Origin of the sequence: Nocardia beijingensis NBRC 16342, from assembly GCF_001612785.1 — a bacterium.
Lineage (GTDB): Bacteria > Actinomycetota > Actinomycetes > Mycobacteriales > Mycobacteriaceae > Nocardia > Nocardia beijingensis.
In genome coordinates this window covers 166,987-185,320 of sequence record NZ_BDBC01000003.1, presented here as the reverse complement: position 1 = coordinate 185,320, position 18,334 = coordinate 166,987, and the positions used below count along the sequence as shown (strand labels likewise).

20 protein-coding genes are annotated in these 18,334 nt (G+C 67.9%); 8 read left to right on the top strand and 12 right to left on the bottom strand.

Features of this window, described 5'->3' with window-relative positions:
• The first annotated feature begins 180 nt into the window (after positions 1 to 180).
• Together NB3_RS02230 and NB3_RS02225 are read left to right on the top strand one after the other, a co-directional pair.
• Positions 181 to 750: a Uma2 family endonuclease gene (locus NB3_RS02230; protein WP_067795889.1), complete on the top strand. Its 570-nt coding sequence runs from the start codon at positions 181 to 183 to the stop codon at positions 748 to 750.
• A gap of 112 nt (positions 751 to 862) precedes the next feature.
• Entirely contained in the window at positions 863 to 1,456 is a 594-nt protein-coding gene (locus tag NB3_RS02225) for a Uma2 family endonuclease (RefSeq protein ID WP_067795595.1), read from the top strand.
• A 76-nt stretch (positions 1,457 to 1,532) separates the two neighbouring features.
• Here the strand turns inward: NB3_RS02225 and NB3_RS02220 are convergent, their stop codons facing one another.
• On the bottom strand, positions 1,533 to 2,006 hold the full coding sequence (locus NB3_RS02220) for an anthrone oxygenase family protein (protein WP_244891736.1): 474 nt from the start codon (positions 2,004 to 2,006) through the stop codon (positions 1,533 to 1,535).
• On the bottom strand, positions 2,003 to 2,560 hold the full coding sequence (locus NB3_RS02215; protein ID WP_067795592.1) for a peroxiredoxin-like family protein: 558 nt from the start codon (positions 2,558 to 2,560) through the stop codon (positions 2,003 to 2,005). Before NB3_RS02215 ends, NB3_RS02220 begins: the two co-directional genes overlap by 4 nt.
• A gap of 71 nt (positions 2,561 to 2,631) precedes the next feature.
• Here NB3_RS02215 and NB3_RS02210 point away from each other — a divergent pair, with 71 nt between their 5' ends.
• Positions 2,632 to 3,243 carry a TetR/AcrR family transcriptional regulator C-terminal domain-containing protein gene (locus NB3_RS02210; protein WP_067795589.1) on the top strand — a complete coding sequence of 204 codons (612 nt, stop codon included), beginning with the start codon at positions 2,632 to 2,634 and terminating at the stop codon, positions 3,241 to 3,243.
• Here NB3_RS02210 and NB3_RS02205 read toward each other — a convergent pair.
• On the bottom strand, positions 3,240 to 4,388 hold the full coding sequence (locus NB3_RS02205; protein ID WP_067795587.1) for a GDSL-type esterase/lipase family protein: 1,149 nt from the start codon (positions 4,386 to 4,388) through the stop codon (positions 3,240 to 3,242). The two genes, NB3_RS02210 and NB3_RS02205, sit on opposite strands and share 4 nt — an antisense overlap.
• 107 nt (positions 4,389 to 4,495) lie before the next feature.
• On the opposite strand from NB3_RS02205, the gene NB3_RS02200 reads away from it, so the two are divergent.
• On the top strand, positions 4,496 to 4,969 hold the full coding sequence (locus NB3_RS02200; RefSeq protein ID WP_067795584.1) for a MarR family winged helix-turn-helix transcriptional regulator: 474 nt from the start codon (positions 4,496 to 4,498) through the stop codon (positions 4,967 to 4,969).
• A gap of 15 nt (positions 4,970 to 4,984) precedes the next feature.
• On the opposite strand, the gene NB3_RS02195 is transcribed toward NB3_RS02200, so the two are convergent.
• The 3 genes from NB3_RS02195 to NB3_RS02185 form a co-directional block, all read right to left on the bottom strand.
• Positions 4,985 to 5,644: a GAP family protein gene (locus tag NB3_RS02195; RefSeq protein WP_067795580.1), complete on the bottom strand. Its 660-nt coding sequence runs from the start codon at positions 5,642 to 5,644 to the stop codon at positions 4,985 to 4,987.
• A gap of 208 nt (positions 5,645 to 5,852) precedes the next feature.
• Complete coding sequence (locus tag NB3_RS02190; protein WP_067795578.1) at positions 5,853 to 6,629, bottom strand: SDR family oxidoreductase; 777 nt, start codon at positions 6,627 to 6,629, stop codon at positions 5,853 to 5,855.
• A gap of 89 nt (positions 6,630 to 6,718) precedes the next feature.
• Positions 6,719 to 7,282, bottom strand: a complete 564-nt coding sequence (locus NB3_RS02185; protein WP_067795575.1) for a CGNR zinc finger domain-containing protein — start codon at positions 7,280 to 7,282, stop codon at positions 6,719 to 6,721.
• A gap of 30 nt (positions 7,283 to 7,312) precedes the next feature.
• Here NB3_RS02185 and NB3_RS02180 point away from each other — a divergent pair, with 30 nt between their 5' ends.
• Entirely contained in the window at positions 7,313 to 7,714 is a 402-nt protein-coding gene (locus NB3_RS02180) for a RidA family protein (protein ID WP_067795571.1), read from the top strand.
• A 147-nt stretch (positions 7,715 to 7,861) separates the two neighbouring features.
• Here NB3_RS02180 and NB3_RS02175 read toward each other — a convergent pair whose 3' ends face one another.
• Genes NB3_RS02175 through NB3_RS02160 form a run of 4 tightly spaced genes read right to left on the bottom strand, consistent with a single transcriptional unit; the run spans position 7,862 to position 12,874 of the window.
• Entirely contained in the window at positions 7,862 to 9,910 is a 2,049-nt protein-coding gene (locus tag NB3_RS02175) for a 5-oxoprolinase/urea amidolyase family protein (protein ID WP_084485620.1), read from the bottom strand.
• Positions 9,907 to 10,521, bottom strand: coding sequence for an urea amidolyase associated protein UAAP2 (locus NB3_RS02170; protein WP_067795568.1), 615 nt, complete (start codon positions 10,519 to 10,521; stop codon positions 9,907 to 9,909). The genes NB3_RS02175 and NB3_RS02170 overlap by 4 nt, the downstream gene beginning before the upstream one ends.
• Complete coding sequence (locus NB3_RS02165) at positions 10,518 to 11,294, bottom strand: DUF1989 domain-containing protein (protein WP_067795566.1); 777 nt, start codon at positions 11,292 to 11,294, stop codon at positions 10,518 to 10,520. The genes NB3_RS02170 and NB3_RS02165 overlap by 4 nt, the downstream gene beginning before the upstream one ends.
• 47 nt (positions 11,295 to 11,341) lie before the next feature.
• Positions 11,342 to 12,874: an amino acid permease gene (locus NB3_RS02160; protein WP_067795562.1), complete on the bottom strand. Its 1,533-nt coding sequence runs from the start codon at positions 12,872 to 12,874 to the stop codon at positions 11,342 to 11,344.
• Positions 12,875 to 13,091: 217 nt separating this feature from the next.
• Between NB3_RS02160 and NB3_RS02155 the strand changes: the two genes are divergently transcribed.
• Complete coding sequence (locus tag NB3_RS02155) at positions 13,092 to 13,766, top strand: TetR/AcrR family transcriptional regulator (protein ID WP_067795559.1); 675 nt, start codon at positions 13,092 to 13,094, stop codon at positions 13,764 to 13,766.
• A gap of 16 nt (positions 13,767 to 13,782) precedes the next feature.
• Here the strand turns inward: NB3_RS02155 and NB3_RS34745 are convergent, their stop codons facing one another.
• Together NB3_RS34745 and NB3_RS02145 are read right to left on the bottom strand one after the other, a co-directional pair.
• Positions 13,783 to 14,844: a hypothetical protein gene (locus tag NB3_RS34745; protein WP_157111445.1), complete on the bottom strand. Its 1,062-nt coding sequence runs from the start codon at positions 14,842 to 14,844 to the stop codon at positions 13,783 to 13,785.
• 85 nt (positions 14,845 to 14,929) lie between these two features.
• A complete protein-coding gene (locus tag NB3_RS02145) occupies positions 14,930 to 15,727 on the bottom strand; it encodes a hypothetical protein (protein WP_067795553.1) in 798 nt (265 codons plus the stop codon).
• Between the two features lie 648 nt (positions 15,728 to 16,375).
• Here NB3_RS02145 and NB3_RS34740 point away from each other — a divergent pair.
• Complete coding sequence (locus NB3_RS34740; protein ID WP_503826323.1) at positions 16,376 to 17,758, top strand: helix-turn-helix domain-containing protein; 1,383 nt, start codon at positions 16,376 to 16,378, stop codon at positions 17,756 to 17,758.
• Positions 17,755 to 18,327, top strand: a complete 573-nt coding sequence (locus tag NB3_RS02130) for a GNAT family N-acetyltransferase (protein ID WP_084485610.1) — start codon at positions 17,755 to 17,757, stop codon at positions 18,325 to 18,327. Before NB3_RS34740 ends, NB3_RS02130 begins: the two co-directional genes overlap by 4 nt.
• Positions 18,328 to 18,334 lie beyond the last annotated feature (7 nt).

Genomic DNA, 18,334 nt, shown 5'->3' with positions numbered 1-18,334 from the left:
GTCCCGGTTGAAACCGACGAGCCCCACCCGACGCGGGAGGGGCTCGTCGGTTCACGTCGACAGATATGATCGACCGCCGACACTCGGCCTGATCAGCCTGGTCGATGTGGGTCAGGTCGGTCCGCCCGACCGGCGACTGCCGTGTCGCCGTCGTTCGACGAAGTCGGGAGGTTCGACACGATGCCGGTTCCACGTGGCGACAGGTGGACGGCCGCCGATCTCGATCACATGCCCGAGAACGGTCTTCGTTACGAGGTTTTGAACGGTCAGCTCGTCGTGAATGCCATGCCTACGCCAAGGCATCAGTGGCTGATCGGATCGCTCGTCCGGGCTCTGGATGTGGTATCGCCGCCGAACCATATCGTGCTGGCCGGCATCGGGCTGCTTTCGGGCGACGACGAGCCGATACCGGACCTGGTGGTCGCGGTCGGCCCGATCGATCCGAACGGCAAGGGGATTCCCGCCAGCCGGATAAAGCTCGCAGTCGAGGTGGTATCGAGATCTACGATGATGCCCGACAGGCTCGTCAAACCCATTCTTTATGCAGAGGCGGGTGTCAGGAACTATTGGCGCTTGGAGCCCGAACCGTTCCAAGGACAGCTGCCGGGCGAGTCCTTCCCCGTTCTGTTCACGTACGAACTCGGCGCTGCCCGCAACTATGAGCTGACCCACCGGGTGTCCGCGGGCAACACGGTCACTCTGCGCAGTCCCTTCGACTTCACGATCGACCCGGAGACGTTGCTGCCCTGACCTCGCTGTAGCGGAATCTCCGCAGTGCGGTGACGGACGGTTCCTCTCGCCACCGGGGGACCATCAGCCGAGCCCGTGGTCCGGTCCGGCGCGAACTGCAATGATGTCCGCTATGAGCGGCCCCGACGACGCCCTGCGTGTGACGGCCGAGCAGTTCGCCGATGGGGCGACTGCCGAGCTCGGTGACATAGAGATCGTCGACGGGCGCGTGGTTCGGCTGATGGCCCAGAGCCCCGTGCACAGCCGTGTGGTGCGGCGGCTGGCCGGAATGCTCGAGGCAGCCCGGCGCGATGGCGGGCCGTGTATGGTCGTGGACTCCGATGTGGCCGCTCGCTTCGCCGACGCGGAAGCCGCGGCGGCGGATCGGCGGTTGAACATCCGTTACCCCGATATCTGGATTCGGGACTGCGAGCCTTACGACGTCAACACCGTGCGTGACCATATCTTGCTGATAGTCGAGGTCACTTCCGTATCGACCATCGACGCCGATATCACCGACAAGCGAATCCAGTACGCTGCCGCCGGCATCCCTCGCTACCTCATCGTCCGGCTCGATCAGAAGGAAGAACGCATCGAGGAAATCGAGGAATACCGTCTGGACTGGTCCGGCCGCCGCTATCTCGCCCACACCGTCCACCGCCGCGTCCTGCTCCTCGACGACCCGGTCGAAGCAACCATCCCCTTCGACATCCTGGAACAGCCCTGACGCCCGGCCCGCGAGTGGCACATCATCGCGGCGAATCGCGAGAAGTCCCTCCACCATGTGCCACTCGCGGAATGGTTCAGGGGTTGGTGGGGCGGAGGGTGGTGGTTACGAGGAGGGTGAAGGCCAGGAGGGCGCAGGTGGTGCGGGCGAGGTGGAAAGTTTCCCATCGGCCGAGGATTTCGGCGTAGTCGGCGGGCGGGCCGCTGACCGCCCACACTTTGATCTTTTGGTTGATGGGGACGTTGCCGAGGCGGGTGATCAGGAAGGCGGCGACGGCGAGTGTGCTGGCGCCGGCGGCGAGCAGGCGTGCGCGGCCGGTGGAGCGGATGGCGAGTACCAGGGCGCTCAGGATGGTCAGGCCCATCAGTGACTGCATGACCACGCCGTTGACGCTCATCAGCGCGGTGTGGAAGGTGAAGCGCACATCCAAGGGGACTTTGCGGAAGGCGTAGAGGACATTGACCGCCCCGTAACCGAAGGCCCCGGCGAGCAGCCCCGCCGGGATCACCGCCAATGCCCGCGCGAGCAAGGGGCTTTCGGGGAGTTTCACGCGTGCCGCTCCGCCGGGACGAGCGCGAGCAGTTCGTCGACCGACCACTGGTCGTTGACGTGCGCGCCGTGTTTCGCCGCGAGCACCCGCCCGTCGGGGGAGATCAGGAAATCGGCGGGCAGCCCGAGACTTCCGCCCTCGGGTTTGACGGGTGGAGCGGCCTGCTTGCGACGCAGGGTCGCGTAGGCGTCGTGGGCGACACCGCGCAGGATGGCGGGCCAGCCGCGCGGGTCGAGCAGGGCGCGCGGCGAGGACTCGACGCCGAACTCGCGGTAGAGCTTCCGGTCCGGATCGGCAATGAAGTCCAAGGGCAGTTCGGCGGTGTATTTGCGCAGTTCCGCCGCGCTGGAGTGGAAGACGATCACTTCGCGGATCCCGGCGGCGGCGATCTCCGTGTGCCGCGTGACGATCGAACGCAGGTGCAGGTTGCACACCGGGCATCCGGCGAAACGACGGAATTGCAGGTGGATCAGGCGATCCGGGTCCGGCACCTGGACCTGTGCACCGGAGACGGTGACCAGCGTCCGGTCGGGAACAGCGGTAGGCAGCGACATCAGGGCTCCTTTCGTAGGTGTACTTTGTACGCCTACGACCAGTATGCGCGTAACGCGTACGCTGTCAATCCGTGCCCCGCCCCCGCTCGCTGACCACCGCCGATCTCGCCGCGGCGGCCCTCGCCGTGCTCGACCGCGAGGGGCTCGCGGCGCTGACCATGCGTGCGGTGGCCAAGGAGCTGGGTATGGCCACCATGGCCCTGTACCGCTACGTGCGCGACCGCGACGAATTAGAGGTGCTGGTGGCCGACCAAGTGTTCGCCGCGATCGACACCACGCTCCCGGACGGAAGCGACTGGCGAGAGCGTGTGACGGTGCTGCTGGAGAATATTCGCAACGGGTTCTCGGCCCATCCGGCCGCCGTGCCGATCGTGCTGCGGCGCAGGCAGTCGGCGGTCGAGTCGCTGCGGGTGATGGAGACCATGCTCGCCGTGCTCACCGAGGGGGGATTCACCGGGCGCGCCCGCGTCATCGCCCAGCGCACCCTGATCGCCTTCCTGATCGGCTACCTCCAGAACAAGCACTACGCGCCGCTGCCGGGGGAGGGGACGGTCGTGCTGGCCGAACTGCCCCAGGAGAGATACCCGCACCTGGCGCAGACCGCGGGCCAGGCCAAGGGCATGTCGGCCGACGACGAATTCCGCGGTGGCGTCGAGATCGTGCTGCGCGGTCTGCGGCCCTAGTCGGCTTTCCGGACGAAAAGCGCTGTGACATCGACTGTTTCGGCCATGGCGCGGGCCCCTTCGTCGTTGAGGTGCATGCCGTCGCCACTGTCGAGATCGGGACGGATGAAGTCCGGCCGCTCCGGGTCCTCGACCGCGCGGGCCACGTCGAACACCGAATCGAAAACGTCGGTGCCGCGCAGCCATTCGTTCACGCGGCGGCGGGTCGGCAACGTCTCGGCAATCGGCAGGCCCTCGTAGACGCAACCGCCGTAGGGGCCGATGGTCGCGGCGTGAATGGTGAGCCCCGCCGCGTGCGCGCGCCGCGCGATGGCGGTGAAGCCCGCGATCAGTTCGTCGGCGGTCGCGGGCGGCTGTGCTGCCATCCCGCCCAGGATGAGGTCGTTGATGCCGAAGTTGATCAGCACGCTGGTCACGCCGGGCACGGCGAGCACGTCGTGCTCGAAGCGCGTCAGTCCCGGTTCGCCGATCTCGTCGGTGAGCAGGCGATTTCCCGAGATGCCCTGGTTGACCGCCCAGCCCCGGTCCAGTCGTGCGTTGAGGTAGTCCACCGACCTGTGGTTGGCGCCGACCGTGGTGCCGAAACCTTCGAACCACGAATCGCCGAACGCGACTGCCACCGGTGTCCGCGCGGGTGCGAGCACGTCGACGCCCGCGACGTAGAACCGCGCCGCGACCTCGTCGGCGTCGTCGAAAGCGGTCGCGGACGCGACGTTTCCGGCGGCGACATAGGCGATTTCGCCTGGTTGGTGGGAGTAGGTCGCCAGCCCCGTCGGGCCGGGCAGGTAGAGGCTGAGCGTCAGATCGGCGTCCGCGGGCACGGCCAGATCCACCGGGTCGCTGAACACTTCACCGCCTGCCGGGATGATCACCTGCTCGGCCCCGTCGAACCGCAACGCGGTATCGGTCTCCGCGACGATCTCGCTGCCTGTCTTGCGTAGCGCGACCCGAGCGGCGCCGACCGTCAGGGGTGTCTTCCCATAGCGATTGGTCAGCCCGACCCGCACCTGCGCGCCCCCGCCCGCCAAGTGCAGCACCTGGCGCACGGTCTGGTCGGTGAACGCGCGCGACTCCGCGAGCTTGATCTGCTCGTCCGGGCGAATCACCGCGGAGCGGAATCCGGCGATCCAGGCGGTCGATGACATGGGAGCCTCCAGTGTTTGACATGAGGAATATTGCGTATGCATATTTCTACTGTGGCTTATTCCTCGTGTCAACTATCCGCAGCGAAACATTCCGGTAGGTTTGCCCTATGGACGTGACGGAGCTGTTCGAAGATCCGCGCCTGACCACGATGGGCTTGCTGTTCGAGGCGCACGGCGGTGTGGTCGCCAAGCTGGAGCAGGTTTGGAAGGCGCACGGGCTGTCCGGATTGGATCTGAACGCCCTGATGCGGCTGAGTCGTTCGCCGGGGCGGCGGCTGCGGATGACGGAGCTCGCGGTGCAGACCGCGCTGTCCACCAGCGGGGTCACCCGGCTCGTCGATCGGCTGTCCCGCGCCGGCCTGGTGGAGCGGGAACTGGACCCGGGGGATCGGCGCAGCGCGTACGCGGTGCTCACCGAGGCGGGTGCGGCGCGGCTGGCCCAGGTGCTGCCGGACTACCTCGCCGCCGTCGACCGCTGGTTCGTCGGATTGCTCACGCCCGAACAGCTCGCGGCGTTGTCCGAGGCGCTGCGGATCGTGCGCGACACCGCCAACCCGGAGGCCACATTCCGCATGGACTGAGCTCGTCCACCTGCTTCAGAGTCCGCTGACGCCTCTTCCGGTTACGACCGCGCCCATGATCGCGAGCACCAGGGCCATCACCACATGGTTGTTGGCTTGCAGCCACCCTCGGGTCCACTCCAGGGGTACGCGGAGCCGATCGGCGGCGAGGCTGTAACCGAGGACCACCGCTACCACGCTGGAGGCGGCGAGCACGGTGAACACGACGACCGCGACCGCCTGCCCGCCGACGCTGATTCCGGCCGAACCGATCACCACGCCCGCGGACAGGCACAGCAGCAGGTTCTTGGGATTCACCGCGGAAAGCGCGGCTCCCAGCACGGTGGCCTTCACGATGGTGAGCTGGTCGATGGCGCGCATCCAGCCCGGCACCGCGGTGTCGGCCCGGGAACGCCACTGTGCGATGGCCAATCCGAGCAACAGCACCCCCAGCACGATCCGCACCCACGACCCCGCCGCCGAGGGCTGGCGGTCACCGGCCCCGCCCAACGGACCGGCCAGCGACACCACGATCGCGGTGGTCGCCGCGATCCCGGCCACCCAGCCGAGCGCGAACCCACGGGCGGCGGCACCGGCGTGCGCCGCCAGGATCATCAGAATCGCGGCCAAGATCGGGATCGGGGAGATCGCCACCCCCACCGCCAAGGGAAGCAGATCACCGAGCGCAGCGCCCATCCCCCGGAGAATAGAGCAGAAGCCCAGCTCATCGCCGGTGTAGCCGGTGGGGCCCCGTGTCGTTGTCGCATCGTGACCCTCCGTTCCCCTCGAACGCCGGGTTTCACCCGCGCGGGATGATGCGCTGAGGGCGGCAGGCCGTGATCGGGTCAGGTCGCGGGCGAGCCCGCCCCGGAGACAGTGATCGTCGTCTGAACCGGACGCCGGGTCATCCGGCCGAGACCGCGCCCCGGCGCTCCGCCAGATAGTCGGCCCAGGTCAGCTTGCCGACATCAGCCCCGTCGGTCACCAGGTTGCCGCCCGCGCGGTAGACCCGGCCCGCCTTGCCTGGCACCCGGACGGTCAGCAGCGCACGCCGCTTGCCCAGCAGCGCCACGTAGTCGCGGATCAGCTCGCGCATGCCGATCACCTCGGGGCCGACCAGATCGGGGACCCGTCCGGCGGGAGCGCCGACCGTCAGCTCCGCCAGCCGCGCCGCCACCTCGCGCACGTGCACCGGTTGCAGCCGCACCCCGCCGAGCACCGGAAGCACCGGCGATTTGAGCATCGCGTCCACCAGCTTGAGCACGAAATCGTGGAATTGCGCGGCGCGCAGCGTGGTCCACGGAATGCCTGATTCGGCGACGGCCTGCTCGGCGGCGAACTTCGCGCGGAAGTAGGTCATCGGGAGCAGGTCGGCGGCGGTGACCGAGATGTACACGAGGTGCCCGACGCCCGCCGCCGCGGCGGCTCGCAGCAGGTTCGCGGTCGCCACGTCGTCGTTCTTCGCGTCACCCGCCAGATGCAAGACGGTGTCCGCGCCCGCCACCGCGGCGTCGAGGCCGGTGCCGCGCAGCAGGTCTCCCGCGACGAACTCGACGCCGTCGTTCGCGGGACGTTCGGCGCGGCTCAGCACGCGCACGTCGGCGCCCGCGTCGCGCAGCAGCGGGAGCACCGCGCGGCCAAGGGTGCCCGTGCCGCCGGTGACCAAGATCTTGGTGGTCATGACTGTCTCCGATCTCGTCTGCGCCGATGGGGCGGTCCCACCGCTTCATCGGGACGACGACGCACGAGCGCGACCTGTGACACCCGCGATCACTCCCGGTCGCGGTAACGGCGAACCTTGCTGAGGTTGCCGCAGCGGTCCATCGAGCACCAGCGGCGGCGTCCGGGACGCGAGGCGTCGACGAACAGCAGGCCGCAGTCGTCGGCGGCACAGACGCGGATGCGGCCGGACAGCGGACCGGCGAACAGGTCGATGGCGTCCCTGGCCAGCGTGGACAAGGCGGCCGCAGCCGTCGGGCGCGCGTATCCCGCGGTGGCGTCGCCGCGTAATTCCGGGATCAGCGGCGGCTGCGCGGCGACGGCGTTGATCGCCGTGATGTCGTTCGGCCGCAGCGGTTCTCCGGCGGCGAGACCGTACGCGGCGCCGGTGATCGCGGCGCGCAGGGCCCGCATCGCCGACAGGTCCGATTCGTCGGCGTCCAGCTCGTCGAGCTCGAGGATGACCGCGAGGAAGCGGCGCAGGTCCTCGACGGTGTGCACGATCTCCCACACCGCGAGTTCGCCCTCTCCTCCGGTGTGCACGAGGTCGAGGGCGGCGCGCCCGGTGCGGAAGCGGCGGCGCAGATCGGGTGGCAGGCTGGCGCGGGATTGCATGACACCAGTTTAACTGGTTACAGTGCTCGCATGACGATCACCACGCACATCAATCCGGCCACGATGCACAGCAACCCGGCTTTCACCCAGGTCGTGCGGGTGTCGGCCGCGGCGGACACGATCTACGTCGGCGGACAGAACGGGGTCGACTCCTCCGGGCGTGTGGTCGGTCCCGGCGTCGCCGAGCAGGCGCGCCAAGCGCTCGCCAACCTGCAGACGTGCCTCGCCGCCGCGGGCGCTTCCCTCGAGCACGTGGTGAAGTGGACGATCTTGATCCGCGAGGGCGAGCCATTGCGGGACGGATTCGCGGCGTTCGGCGAGGTGTGGGGTAGCCGCCCGAACCCGCCCGCCATCACGGTCGCGCAGGTGGCGGGCTTCGCCGTGCCGGGCGCCGTATGCGAGATCGAAGCCGTTGCGGCCGTACCGGTCTGAGCGAGGTCAGTCGACCGCAGCGCCGAGGCGCGCGGCGAGTTCGCGCAGGTGCGTGCGAAGTTCCGCCGATTCGTGGGTGGGCCTGGCCTGTCTGCCTCCATGAGCACCACGCGGAGGTCGGCCGCGGTCGCGACCCATGAACACGGTTCATCCCGTGAGCTCACCCGCCGAGCGCCAGGAATTGCGCTCGGCGGTGAACGCTTCCGTCTGCTTCGCGCGGAACGCCTCTATGGATTCGGCGTTCTCGGTGAGGAACGCTCGATACTCCGCCAAGCGGAATTCGCCGTCCTCGGCGCGCACCCGCGCGTTGCCCGCGGCGAAGTCGGCACGCAGGTCGAGCAGTTCCTCCGCCTCGACGGGATACCAGCGAATCCGGTCGAAATATCGCAACAACCACGGTGTTTCGGCTCCGGAGGCGGCCCGGTCCGCACCGGGAGGAACCGGGGCCGCACCGGCTCGGTGGTTCCACACCTGTGTGGTGCGCCCGACGAACTGGTAACCGCCAGGCCCTTCCATGCCGTAGACGCACAGGTAGGCGCCGCCGATGCCGACCGCGTTCTCCGGTGTCCAGGTGCGGGCGGGGTTGTATTTCGTGGTAACCAGCCGGTGCCGCGGATCGGTGGGGGTGGCGACCGGCGCGCCGAGGTAGACGTCGCCGAGGCCGAGCACCAGATACTCGGCCCCGAACACGGTGTCGTGGACGTCCGCGACGGAATCCAGGCCGTTCATGCGCCGGATGAACTCGATGTTCCACGGGCACCACGGCGCGTCGGCGCGCACGCCGTGCATATAGCGGGTGATCGCCTCGCGCGTGGACGGATCATCCCAGGACAGCGGCAGATGGACGACCCGGCTCGGCACGATCAGCTGATCGGAGGCGGGCAACAGCGCCTCCGTCTCGGCGAGCAGATCGAGCAGCGCGGTAACGGGCAGCACGTGCGGGTCGACCCGGATCTGCAACGAGCGGATGCCGGGGGTCAGCTCGGTCACGCCGCGCACCCCGGCGGCGAGCAGGTGCTGATGCAGCGCGTGCACGCGGGCGCGCAGGCCGAGATCCAGGGTCATGGCGCCGTATTCGACGAGCACGCCGTCGTCGCCCGCGCGCCGGTAGGTCACCGCGGTATCGTCGTCGACGTCGGCGCGGCGCAGCACCCCGTCGTCGCCGTCGCCGCCCGACGAGAGCACCGTCGGCCACCCAGCCCTGCGCGCGGGCCCGAACTCCCGGATCGAGGCCGCGCGGTCGCCGCGCACCGGCACGAACCGCACTTCGTCGCCGGGCGAGAGCTGTCCGAGCTTCCAGCGGTCGGCCGCAACGACCGTGACCGGGCAGACGAAACCGCCGAGGCTCGGTCCGTCCGGGCCGAGCAGAATGGGCGTGTCGCCGGTGAAGTCCAGCGCGCCGACGGAATACGGGGTGTCGTGGATGTTGGACGGGTGCAATCCCGCTTCGCCGCCGTCGGTGCGGGCCCATTCCGGTTTCGGCCCGATCAGCCGGACGCCGGTGCGGTCGGAGTTGAAGTGCACTTCGTAGTCGGTGCCGACGACGGTCTCGAAGTCGGCGCGGGTGAAGAACTCGGGCGCGCCGTGCGGGCCTTCGGTGACCGCGAGTTCCCAGCGTCGGGTCAGTACCGGTTGCTCGTCCATCGGCACGGCGGTGGCGACCCGGCCGTGGTGCGCGCCCAACGCCAGGGATTCCCCCGCGCGCAACGCGCCGCCGGTGCCGCCGCCGAAACGACCGAGCGTGAATGTGGCACTGCTGCCCAGGTATTCGGGCACGTCGATGCCGCCCGCGATCAGCACGTAGCAGCGCATCCCCGGTCCGCGCACCGCGCCGACGTCCAGCACGCCGCCCGCTGGCACCGGCACCGTCCGCCACTGCGGCACGGCAACGCCGTCCACGGTCACCTGCGCCGGAGCGCCCGTGACGCAGACCCACCCCGGTGCGGTGAACCGCAGCGCGGGGCCGCCGAGGGTGCATTCCAGTCCGGCGGCGCCCTCGGCATTGCCGAGCGCGCGATTGCCGAGGCGGAACGACAGATCGTCCATCGGACCCGACGGCGGGACACCGATGTGCCAGTACCCGACCCTGCCGGGCCAGTCCTGCACGGTGGTGAGCATGCCGGGACGGACGACCTCGATCCGGCCGGGTCGCGTGGCCCGCTCCGTCCTGGCCGCCGGTAGCTCGACGACGGTCATCGCGACACCACCATGCGCACCGGGGTCGGATCGAAGCCGTTGCACGGGTTGTTGATCTGCGGGCAGTTCGACACCAGCACCAGCGTGTCGACCTCGGCGCGCAGCGTGACCCGCTTGCCGGGCGCGGACAGTCCGTCCACGATGCCCAGCGTGCCGTCCGCCTCGACCGGAACGTTCATGAACCAGTTGATGTTCGACACCAGGTCGCGTTTGCCCAGGCCCCAGCGCAAGGCTTCGCTGAGGAAATTCTCCACGCAGGCGTGCTGGTGGCGGGTGTGGTGGCCGTAGCGCAGCGTGTTGGACTCCTGGGAGCAGGCGCCCGCGATGGTGTCGTGGTTGCCCACCTCGTCGGCCACCACCGTCATCAGCGCCGTGCCCGCGTCGGTCAGCAGCACGCTGCCGGTGGTGAGGAAGATGTTGCGCTGCGCGGCGATCGTGGCCTGCGCGCTGTAGCGGTCGGCGTGATCGGCCGCCGAGTACAGCAGGCAGTCCACCGCCTGGTTGCCGTGCAGATCGATGATCTCCAGGTGTTCGCCCGCCCGGACCACCGCCGACCATGGCGCGCGGGCGGGAACGGTCTCGTCGAGCACGACGGTGCGAGTCGTGGTCATGCGGTTGCCTCCAGGGTCAGCGCGGCGGTCCAGGCTTGTTCGGTGTTCTCCAGCGCCCGGAGGTATTCCGGGTCTTCGCTGCCGGGTGCGGCGAGGTCTTCCGGTGCGGCCCACGCGACGAAGTCGAGGTCCGTCGCGGGCCGGTCGTCCAGCGGGTGCGCGGAGTTGGCGACCAGCACGGTGACCGGCAGGTGCACGAGCAGATCGACGGAGGAGCCCGGGGCGGCGCTGCCGGTCGAGACCAGCGCGCCGTCCTGCCGCACGCGGACGCCACGGAAGAAAGAGACCGTCGGCCCGATGTCGCGGGGCTCGAGGCCGTGTTTGGCGCCCGCGAGCCGCAGCGAGTGCCGGGCCTGGGCGGTCGGTCCGCAGAGCGTGTCGTGGTGGCCGGAGGTGTCGGCGAGCACGGTCGCCAGCACGCGGCCCTGGTCCGACAGCAGCGGATGACCGCTGCCCAGGTACGCCTGCCACGGCACCTTCACCGTGTCGGCGACATTGAGGCGCTCCCACGGCGCGTCGGTGCGCACCAGCAGCAGGTGCGCGCAGGCCCCACCGTCCGGGTCGGACAGGCGGACACGGGTGCCGCGTCCGAGCGCGATGTTCGCGTAACCGTCCGCCGGGATCCGCTGCGCGAAGGTGATCTTCGAGGCGGGTATCCCGGCGGGGAGCACGGGAGTCGCGATCGCCGCCGCCGCGGCCTGCGCCCGTGCGTGCGCTCGCGCGCCGGAGGTGTCCGCAGTGCTTGTCACGATGATTCCTTTCGGATGCTGCATGGGTGGGTGTGCGGCGGCGCCGGGCGCACCGCCGCATCGGAGGCCGCTCAGGCCGGTTGCGGCGCGGGCTCGGCGACGACGCCGCGCGACCAGCCGACCACGAAGCGATGCACCAGAACACCGACGGCGAGCACCAGCAGCACGAACAGCGGTGCGGCCCAGAGCATCCACCAGCCGCCGCCGGCCGGGGTGTATACCTCGGCGCGCGGCCAGGCCAGGTTCACCACCATCGCGACGCCCCAGACCACGGCGAGCGCGTTGACCGGAACGCCGAACCGGCCCAGGCCGAACAGCCGCGTGTCGGTGCCCGCGTCCGGAAGGCCGGTGAACCGGCGGATCAACAGCGGCACGGTCACCAGGAGGTAGGCCAGATACAGGGTGACGATGCAGACGCTGGCCAGCGTCGCGAAGATCGCGGCGTTGCCGAGGTTCAGCACCAGCAGGCCGATGCCGAGCGCGCCGATCACGATCGCGGGCAGCACCGGCGTGCCGTAGCGCGGGTGCACCGCCGCGAGCCTGCGGGCGAACGGCAACTTCCCGTCCCGCGCCATGGAGAACATCAGCCGCGAGCCCGCGGTCTGGATCGCCAGAGTGCACACGGTGATCGCGACCGCCACGCAGCCGAGCAGCACCTTGCCCGCGGGGCTGTCCAGCTTCGCGGTCAGGACGTAGGCCAGCCCGTCGGAGGCCAGCGCGCCGTCGGACAGGCTCGGCGCGGCCATCAGCGCGCCCAGCAGCATCAGCCCACCGCCGAGCGCCGAGACCGACAGCGCGGTGAGAATGGTGCGCGGCGCGACCCGGCGCGGGTTCTTGGTCTCCTCGGAAAGCTCACCGGCGGAGTCGAATCCGACCATGACGTAAGCCGCCATCAATCCCGACACCAGGAACGCGGCCCAGTAGGGTCCCGGCGCGGCCTGGTCGGTCTCCAGTACCACACCGGGCCCGCGCTCGGTGTGGGTGAAGAACAGCGCGATGATCGCCAGCACGCCGACGATCTCGACCGTGACCCCGATCGAGTTGATCCGCGCCATCAGCTCGATGCCGATGACGTTGATCAGCGTGGTGACCACCAGCAGGATGCTGCCCAGCAGCACGGCGTTGGTCGCGCCGGACGACGAGGTGAGCGCGGTGTCGGTGCCGACGAGCTGGAATCCGCTCCAGATCGACGGCAGAACCACTTGCAGGGCGATCGCCGCGGCTGCGGCCGTGACGATCTGCGCGATGATCATCATCCAGCCGGCGAACCAGCCGACGAGTTCGCCGCCGAGCCGCCGCGACCACTGGTAGATGCAGCCCGAGATCGGGTAGCGCGCGGCGAGCTCGGCGAAGTTGAGCGCGACGAGGAACTGTCCGGCGAACACGATCGGCCAGGTCCAGAAGAAGGCGGCTCCGCCGAACGAATAGCCGAAGCCGAAGAACTGGAAGATCGTGGTGAGGATGGAGACGAACGAGAAACCGGCCGCGAAGGAGGCGTATCGGCCGAGCTTGCGGTGCAGGACGGGCTGGTAGCCGAACCGGGCGAGGTCGGCGCTGTCGCCGGTCAGGTCGGGCGGTGGGGTCGGGGCGAGCGTGGTGGCCATGGGCGGTCCTTCGGCGTGCCAATAACTATCAGGCGATAGTTTTGCCGCCGCGATCGCGCTTTCGGTGACCTGCGTGTATCGCTTTCGAGACCTTCGGTAACTTCTGTGTTGCGGGGATTTCTATCAAATGACAGAAAACGCACCGCTGGTCGCCGCCCCGCCGTGCGCCCGGTCCCCGCGCCGGGGCGTCCCCGCACCGACCTGCCAGAATGGACCCGTGGCGAACCTCGGGCCCGGACGGCCGCGCGTGGAACAACGACGCAGGCGCGGATCGACGCCCCGCGCGGAGATCCTCGACGCCGCAGGCGAACTGTTCACCACCAACGGGTACGCCAACACCTCCACCCGTGCGATCGCCGACGCCGTCGGCATCCGGCAGGCCTCGCTGTACCACCATTTCGCGGCCAAGGACGACATCCTCGACGCGCTGCTCGCCGAAACCGTCGCCGCACCGCTCGAATTGGCGCAGCGGCTGCGCGCGGCGTCCGAACCGCCGCCGGTCCGGCTGTACGCGCTGGCGCTGTTCGACGTGCGGCAGCTGTGCGCGTCGCGCTGGAATCTCGGTGCGCTGTACCTGCTCCCGGAACTGCGCACCGAGCGCTTCGCCGCCTTCCGCCTGCGCCGCGACGAATTGCGCGGCCACTACGAGGCTTTGGCCACGCAGGTGCTGGCCGAGGTGAGCGCGGTGCGCGTGCCCGGCACCGAACTGCTGCCGTTCCGCTTGGTGGAGACGGTGATCAGCATCCGCTCCGACGAAGGGGCCGCGCCCAAGTACGCGGAACGCACGATCCCGGGAGCGGTGCTGCGGGCGCTCGGCTGGTCCGGAGATCTCGACCCGATCCGGGCCGAAGCGGTCGTGCTGCTCGACCGCCTGGCATCGCCCACCCCATGACCCGTTCCCGGTGCGACTACCGGTTGCGCTCGATGCCCCGGCTCCGATCCTGGCTGTGCGAATAGCCCCGCACGACAGACGGAGCATGCCCCGGCGGCTCCCGCACCGCCGCCGACGGTGGTTCCGCCTGACCGAGCCCGAGAATCTTCACCACCTCCGGCGGCATTCCCTGCGCTCGCAACCGCGCCAGATGTTCCGCGCGCTCCAGCTCCGCTGCCTCGCGTTGCTTCTCCGCTGCCTCGCGTTCTGCCGCACGGGCCTCGGCGGCCTCTCTGGCCGCCCGTTCCCCGGTGTCGGCGGCTGCTCGTTCCTGGTGCTGGTCGAGTGCCGGGAATTCCCGCGCGACCCGCTCGGCGGCCTCACGTGCAACCCGTGCGGGTTCGGTCTCCGGCGCTCGAGGTGCTTGCCTGGCTCGTTCGGCTTGCTCGTGGACTTGCCTGGCGTGTTCGGCTCGCTGCGGGGCTTCCGCCCGCCCACGAGTGGCGCCTTCCCGGAACCGGAGCATATTCCGGAACTTTTCGGCTCGCTCACGTGCCTTGTTCGCCAGCTCCGCCAATTTCGACCGGTGCTCACGCTGTTGCGCCTTCTGCTGCCGCGCCTTCTCGCCGACACCGGGCAATTCGAGCTGCTGGCCTCGCTCCAACGCCAGACCGCGTGCCCAGATCTCGCGTGCATCGGCGCGCGAGATGACCTGGTGCGTGAACCGATCCCCGAAATCCCGGAGCAATCCTCTGATGAGTTCCTGGGCCTTACTCGAGATGAATTCGCCTTCGACGGATCGCAATGTGTGTTGATGCACCTCACGATTGGCGAGAAGGGCACGTATCACCTTGAGTTGAGTTTCGTCCTTGTCTCCCTCGATTCTGCCGGATTTCTCTTCGATAGAGCTGATTATTCCTCGATCGTCTTTGATCTTGTCGAATCGGGTTTTACCCACGCCTTCGACGCGGTATAATCGCGACTGCTGAACGTATCCGTTCTCGCGGTCGCTAAAGAAACGGTCGGTGCCGTTTTCGAATATTCTGCCGCGCTCATGATTCCTGACCTTGTCGCGGTCCCGGTCGTATCCGTCCGGCATAGCTGGACACACCCCCCGGTGTTCGTGGTGTCCTGGTGAGAAGGCGTGAAGAATTAAGCCTTCACGTGCTGTCGGTGGATTCCTCTTACCGCTTCTCTTCGTGGTAGTAGGCGTATTCGCGCACTGCAGCGGCAATGTAGGAGAACATGCCGTCATGATCTTCGGGGTTGTAGCCGATCATGCTGTCTACCAGTCGCCACATCACGATTTCGTCTTCGTCGTAGGTGTCGCATTCCACTGCGGGATTGACGCGCGGGTAGAAGGAATACTCTCGGCCGAACCATTCGCAATCGAACCATCGTGCGCCCGCGAATCTGATGAAGCATTCACCGACGAAGCAGATGAAAGCGTCCACCATGTCGGCATTCTCCGGAGCCATCGCGGTAGCCATGTCCGGGAACAACTCCGCGACGATGGGGTCCAGCCGCTTCACCTCCGCCGAGTCTTCCGGCCACGGTTCCGAAGGGATGCGGCTTATACCGGCATGGTCCATGAACTTCTGTGCCTGCGCCTTCCGGCGATCAGGGTCGACCCATTTGCCCCATTCGGTTTGTTCGACGGGTACGCCGAGATCGATGGTCAACTGCTCGTCATTTCCCACGCCCAGCTCCTTCTCGTCATGGTCCGAACAGGTCAGTGTCGCGCTTGCACCGGTCGGCGGGCAAGGAACTCTCCAGACCTCCAGGTACAACCTCTCGTTCGGCAACCTGGGCCAGCCCTCGGCATTATCCGGGAGTATGTGCACCGCGTCGACGTAGTGGCGTTTCCGGTGGTCTTCCATGAACGTCAACGCGGCAGTGAGGCAGGCCGTGAAGTCGAGCCGGACGCCGTGCAGGAAGACCGACAGATGCACATCCGGATCGTTCGGCAGCGGAGAAGTCATCGCGCTTTCTCCCGTCATCGCCTGCCTGGATCGGCACATGCCCGGATAGCCTGGACTACAACCATTCCGGACGGGCGGTATCTGTCCCGCGGTGTCTCTATCCAATGCCGGACAGCGCCGGACTCGGCTGTGGGCGACGGCAGTGCCACCGTGCCGCCCTCCCGGACAATCGACACGTCGAGCCGGAACATCTCCGCGAAAAGTTTTGTGTCGTCGGGTAGATCCGGCCGCACAATGTAGGTCCACCTGTTCGAGCGAGGATGCGCGACAATCGGCCCTATCGCATCCCTGCGGCGCTGCATGACTTGCCTGACGGCTCGCCCTAACGGAGCGGGCATGGTCAACGCTCCGACGTACGACGCGCGCATGATGATGCGCCCCAGCTCCGGCGGGTCGATGACAGCGGGCAAATCACACACGCGCCGGTAGAAGTGGCAGCGAGACCGGGGTGTGTCCCCGAAAGATATGTGTGCCATCGGTGTTAGACCTCTTGGTCAGCTTGCTCGGCCTTGGTGTGCGCCCGCCGCCGGGGAGCCGGTCAAGGCATCGCATCGACCCGGCGGCGGGGCTCTTCCAGCTTGTCCGCGCTGAGCATGTGATCCCAGGCACACAACTCGCCTCGAGGTCGTACGCTTCTCGTACGGACCGTTGGAGGGCACGGGCGAGGGGTGGGTATTGATCGTCAGCACATGGACACGAAAAGAAGTCCGAGCGCTGCGCGAGGTTGCTCTGCGCATGACACAAGAGGAGTTCGCCGAGAAGGTCGGGTTTCAGACTGCGACTGTGCAGAAGTGGGAACAGAGGACCACAGCGGAGCGTCCGGTCAGAGGGCGGTCGGCCGAAGCGCTCGACACGATCTACAACGGCCTCGAACCGGCGCAGCGGGAGCGGTTCTGGCATCAGTTGGCAGGTGCACCACCGAAAACCGGAGGGCATCCTGTTCTTAGCGGGGCAGAAACCATCCAGCCCGAACCGGCCAATGCTGGTGACGGTGCGGTCGGTATGCGTGTGCGGGAAGTCGAGGACGATGTGAAGCGGCGTGAGTTCAGCAAGCTAGCCGCGGTAGGCGCGGTCGCGGTGCTTGTCCCGGACAGCGCCGACCGAATCGGCATGAGTGATGCCGAACGGCTGTTGGCCGATATCGATGCGCTCGGTCAGGAGGATCAGCGCACAGGCGGTGCACAACTGGTCGGTTTCGCCGTCGACAAGCTGGCGCACGCCCTGGACCGGCTTCAAACCGGTGTATTCGATTCCGCTACTGGCAGCGCCTTCACCAAGGCGACCGGAGAACTCGCCGTGCTCGCCGGGTGGTTGGCCTATGACGCGGACCGGCACCCTCTTGCGCGCCGGTGCTTTGCTGATGCCATGGCTCTCGGCACCGAGGCGAACGACGATGACCTCATCGCACACACTTGCCTGATTGCGGCGAATCAATCCAGCTCCCTTGCTCGCGCCAATCGAGGAGGAAGCCCCCACAAGGCACTGCAACTCGCTGATCGTGCCCGCACCTTGATGCGCGGTCGGCCACCAGGACGGATACATGCTCTGATAGCTGTTCGTGAGGCGCAGGCGTGCGGAATACTCGGTGACAGAATTGCTTTCGGGCGTGCTATCGCGACCGCATGGCGAGAGTTGGATCAGGCCATGCAGTCCGAGCCGCTGGAAGAAGTTCCGCAATGGCTGCGATTCGTGACCTACTCGGAGGTCGCCGACCACGAAGCACGCGGTTATGCAGACATCGGCGACCTGCGCCGATCTGTCGAAATGTACTCGGCTGCGGTCGAGCACCCCGCGGCCATGCGTAACGCCACAATCGTCCGCGCATGGTCCGCCGCGACCAGGGCTCGTCTGGGAGATATCACTGGCGCGCTCGAGCACGGGTACCCGGCGTTGTCGGACTTGTCCGCCATTGCGTCGACACGCACACTACGCCGCCTCGCGCCGGTTCGGACAGCAGTCGATCGGGTGCCCGCCGGTGCGGAGTTCCGCGACCTGTACGACTCTCTGGCACAGAAGGCGGTGACCGCATGACCGGCCTGCCGGATGGCCTGAAATTCGAGCACTACACCGCTGACGAAGCACGTGCGCGAAGAGAGATTGTCGAGCATGTCTACCGGCGTTCATACGTCGATGCCATCGCCTCGGGAGACCCGTTCGACTCGCCTTCGGAATTCATGCGCCGGTTCGATTCCTACACCGGTCCTCGTGGCAGCGGATTCGCGTATGTGCTCGCTCGAGTCGACGGTGAACCGGCGGGGCAGATCTGGGGATGGCCGTTACCGCCGAACGCGCGATGGTGGACGGGATTGCATCTCGACAGTAGTGACGTCGAAGAGTTCACTGCCGAAGACGGTAGGCGCACATTCGGGCTCAGCGAGATCATGGTGTGCGCGGAATATGCCGGGCGGGGCATAGCGCGGGCACTGCATGATGAGCTGCTCGGCTCCCGAACCGAACAGCGCGCGACACTGCTCGTCGAAGCGGACAACGAGCGCGCCTACCAGCGATATCGGCGTTGGGGCTGGGAAAGAGTCGGATGGCTGCGCCCATCTTGGCCCGATGCCCCGCGTTTCGATGTGCTGATCCGCGAGTTGCGCTGAGCAGAAA

Coding starts and splice junctions, on each gene's coding strand:
- NB3_RS02230 (WP_067795889.1), top strand. CDS start 181: ATGCCGGTTCCACGTGGCGACAGGTGGACGGCCGCCGATCTCGATCAC.
- NB3_RS02225 (WP_067795595.1), top strand. CDS start 863: ATGAGCGGCCCCGACGACGCCCTGCGTGTGACGGCCGAGCAGTTCGCC.
- NB3_RS02215 (WP_067795592.1), bottom strand. CDS start 2,560: ATGTCGCTGCCTACCGCTGTTCCCGACCGGACGCTGGTCACCGTCTCC.
- NB3_RS02205 (WP_067795587.1), bottom strand. CDS start 4,388: ATGTCATCGACCGCCTGGATCGCCGGATTCCGCTCCGCGGTGATTCGC.
- NB3_RS02200 (WP_067795584.1), top strand. CDS start 4,496: ATGGACGTGACGGAGCTGTTCGAAGATCCGCGCCTGACCACGATGGGC.
- NB3_RS02195 (WP_067795580.1), bottom strand. CDS start 5,644: ATGGGCGCTGCGCTCGGTGATCTGCTTCCCTTGGCGGTGGGGGTGGCG.
- NB3_RS02190 (WP_067795578.1), bottom strand. CDS start 6,629: ATGACCACCAAGATCTTGGTCACCGGCGGCACGGGCACCCTTGGCCGC.
- NB3_RS02185 (WP_067795575.1), bottom strand. CDS start 7,282: ATGCAATCCCGCGCCAGCCTGCCACCCGATCTGCGCCGCCGCTTCCGC.
- NB3_RS02180 (WP_067795571.1), top strand. CDS start 7,313: ATGACGATCACCACGCACATCAATCCGGCCACGATGCACAGCAACCCG.
- NB3_RS02175 (WP_084485620.1), bottom strand. CDS start 9,910: ATGACCGTCGTCGAGCTACCGGCGGCCAGGACGGAGCGGGCCACGCGA.
- NB3_RS02170 (WP_067795568.1), bottom strand. CDS start 10,521: ATGACCACGACTCGCACCGTCGTGCTCGACGAGACCGTTCCCGCCCGC.
- NB3_RS02165 (WP_067795566.1), bottom strand. CDS start 11,294: ATGCAGCATCCGAAAGGAATCATCGTGACAAGCACTGCGGACACCTCC.
- NB3_RS02160 (WP_067795562.1), bottom strand. CDS start 12,874: ATGGCCACCACGCTCGCCCCGACCCCACCGCCCGACCTGACCGGCGAC.
- NB3_RS34745 (WP_157111445.1), bottom strand. CDS start 14,844: ATGCCGGACGGATACGACCGGGACCGCGACAAGGTCAGGAATCATGAG.
- NB3_RS02145 (WP_067795553.1), bottom strand. CDS start 15,727: ATGACTTCTCCGCTGCCGAACGATCCGGATGTGCATCTGTCGGTCTTC.
- NB3_RS02130 (WP_084485610.1), top strand. CDS start 17,755: ATGACCGGCCTGCCGGATGGCCTGAAATTCGAGCACTACACCGCTGAC.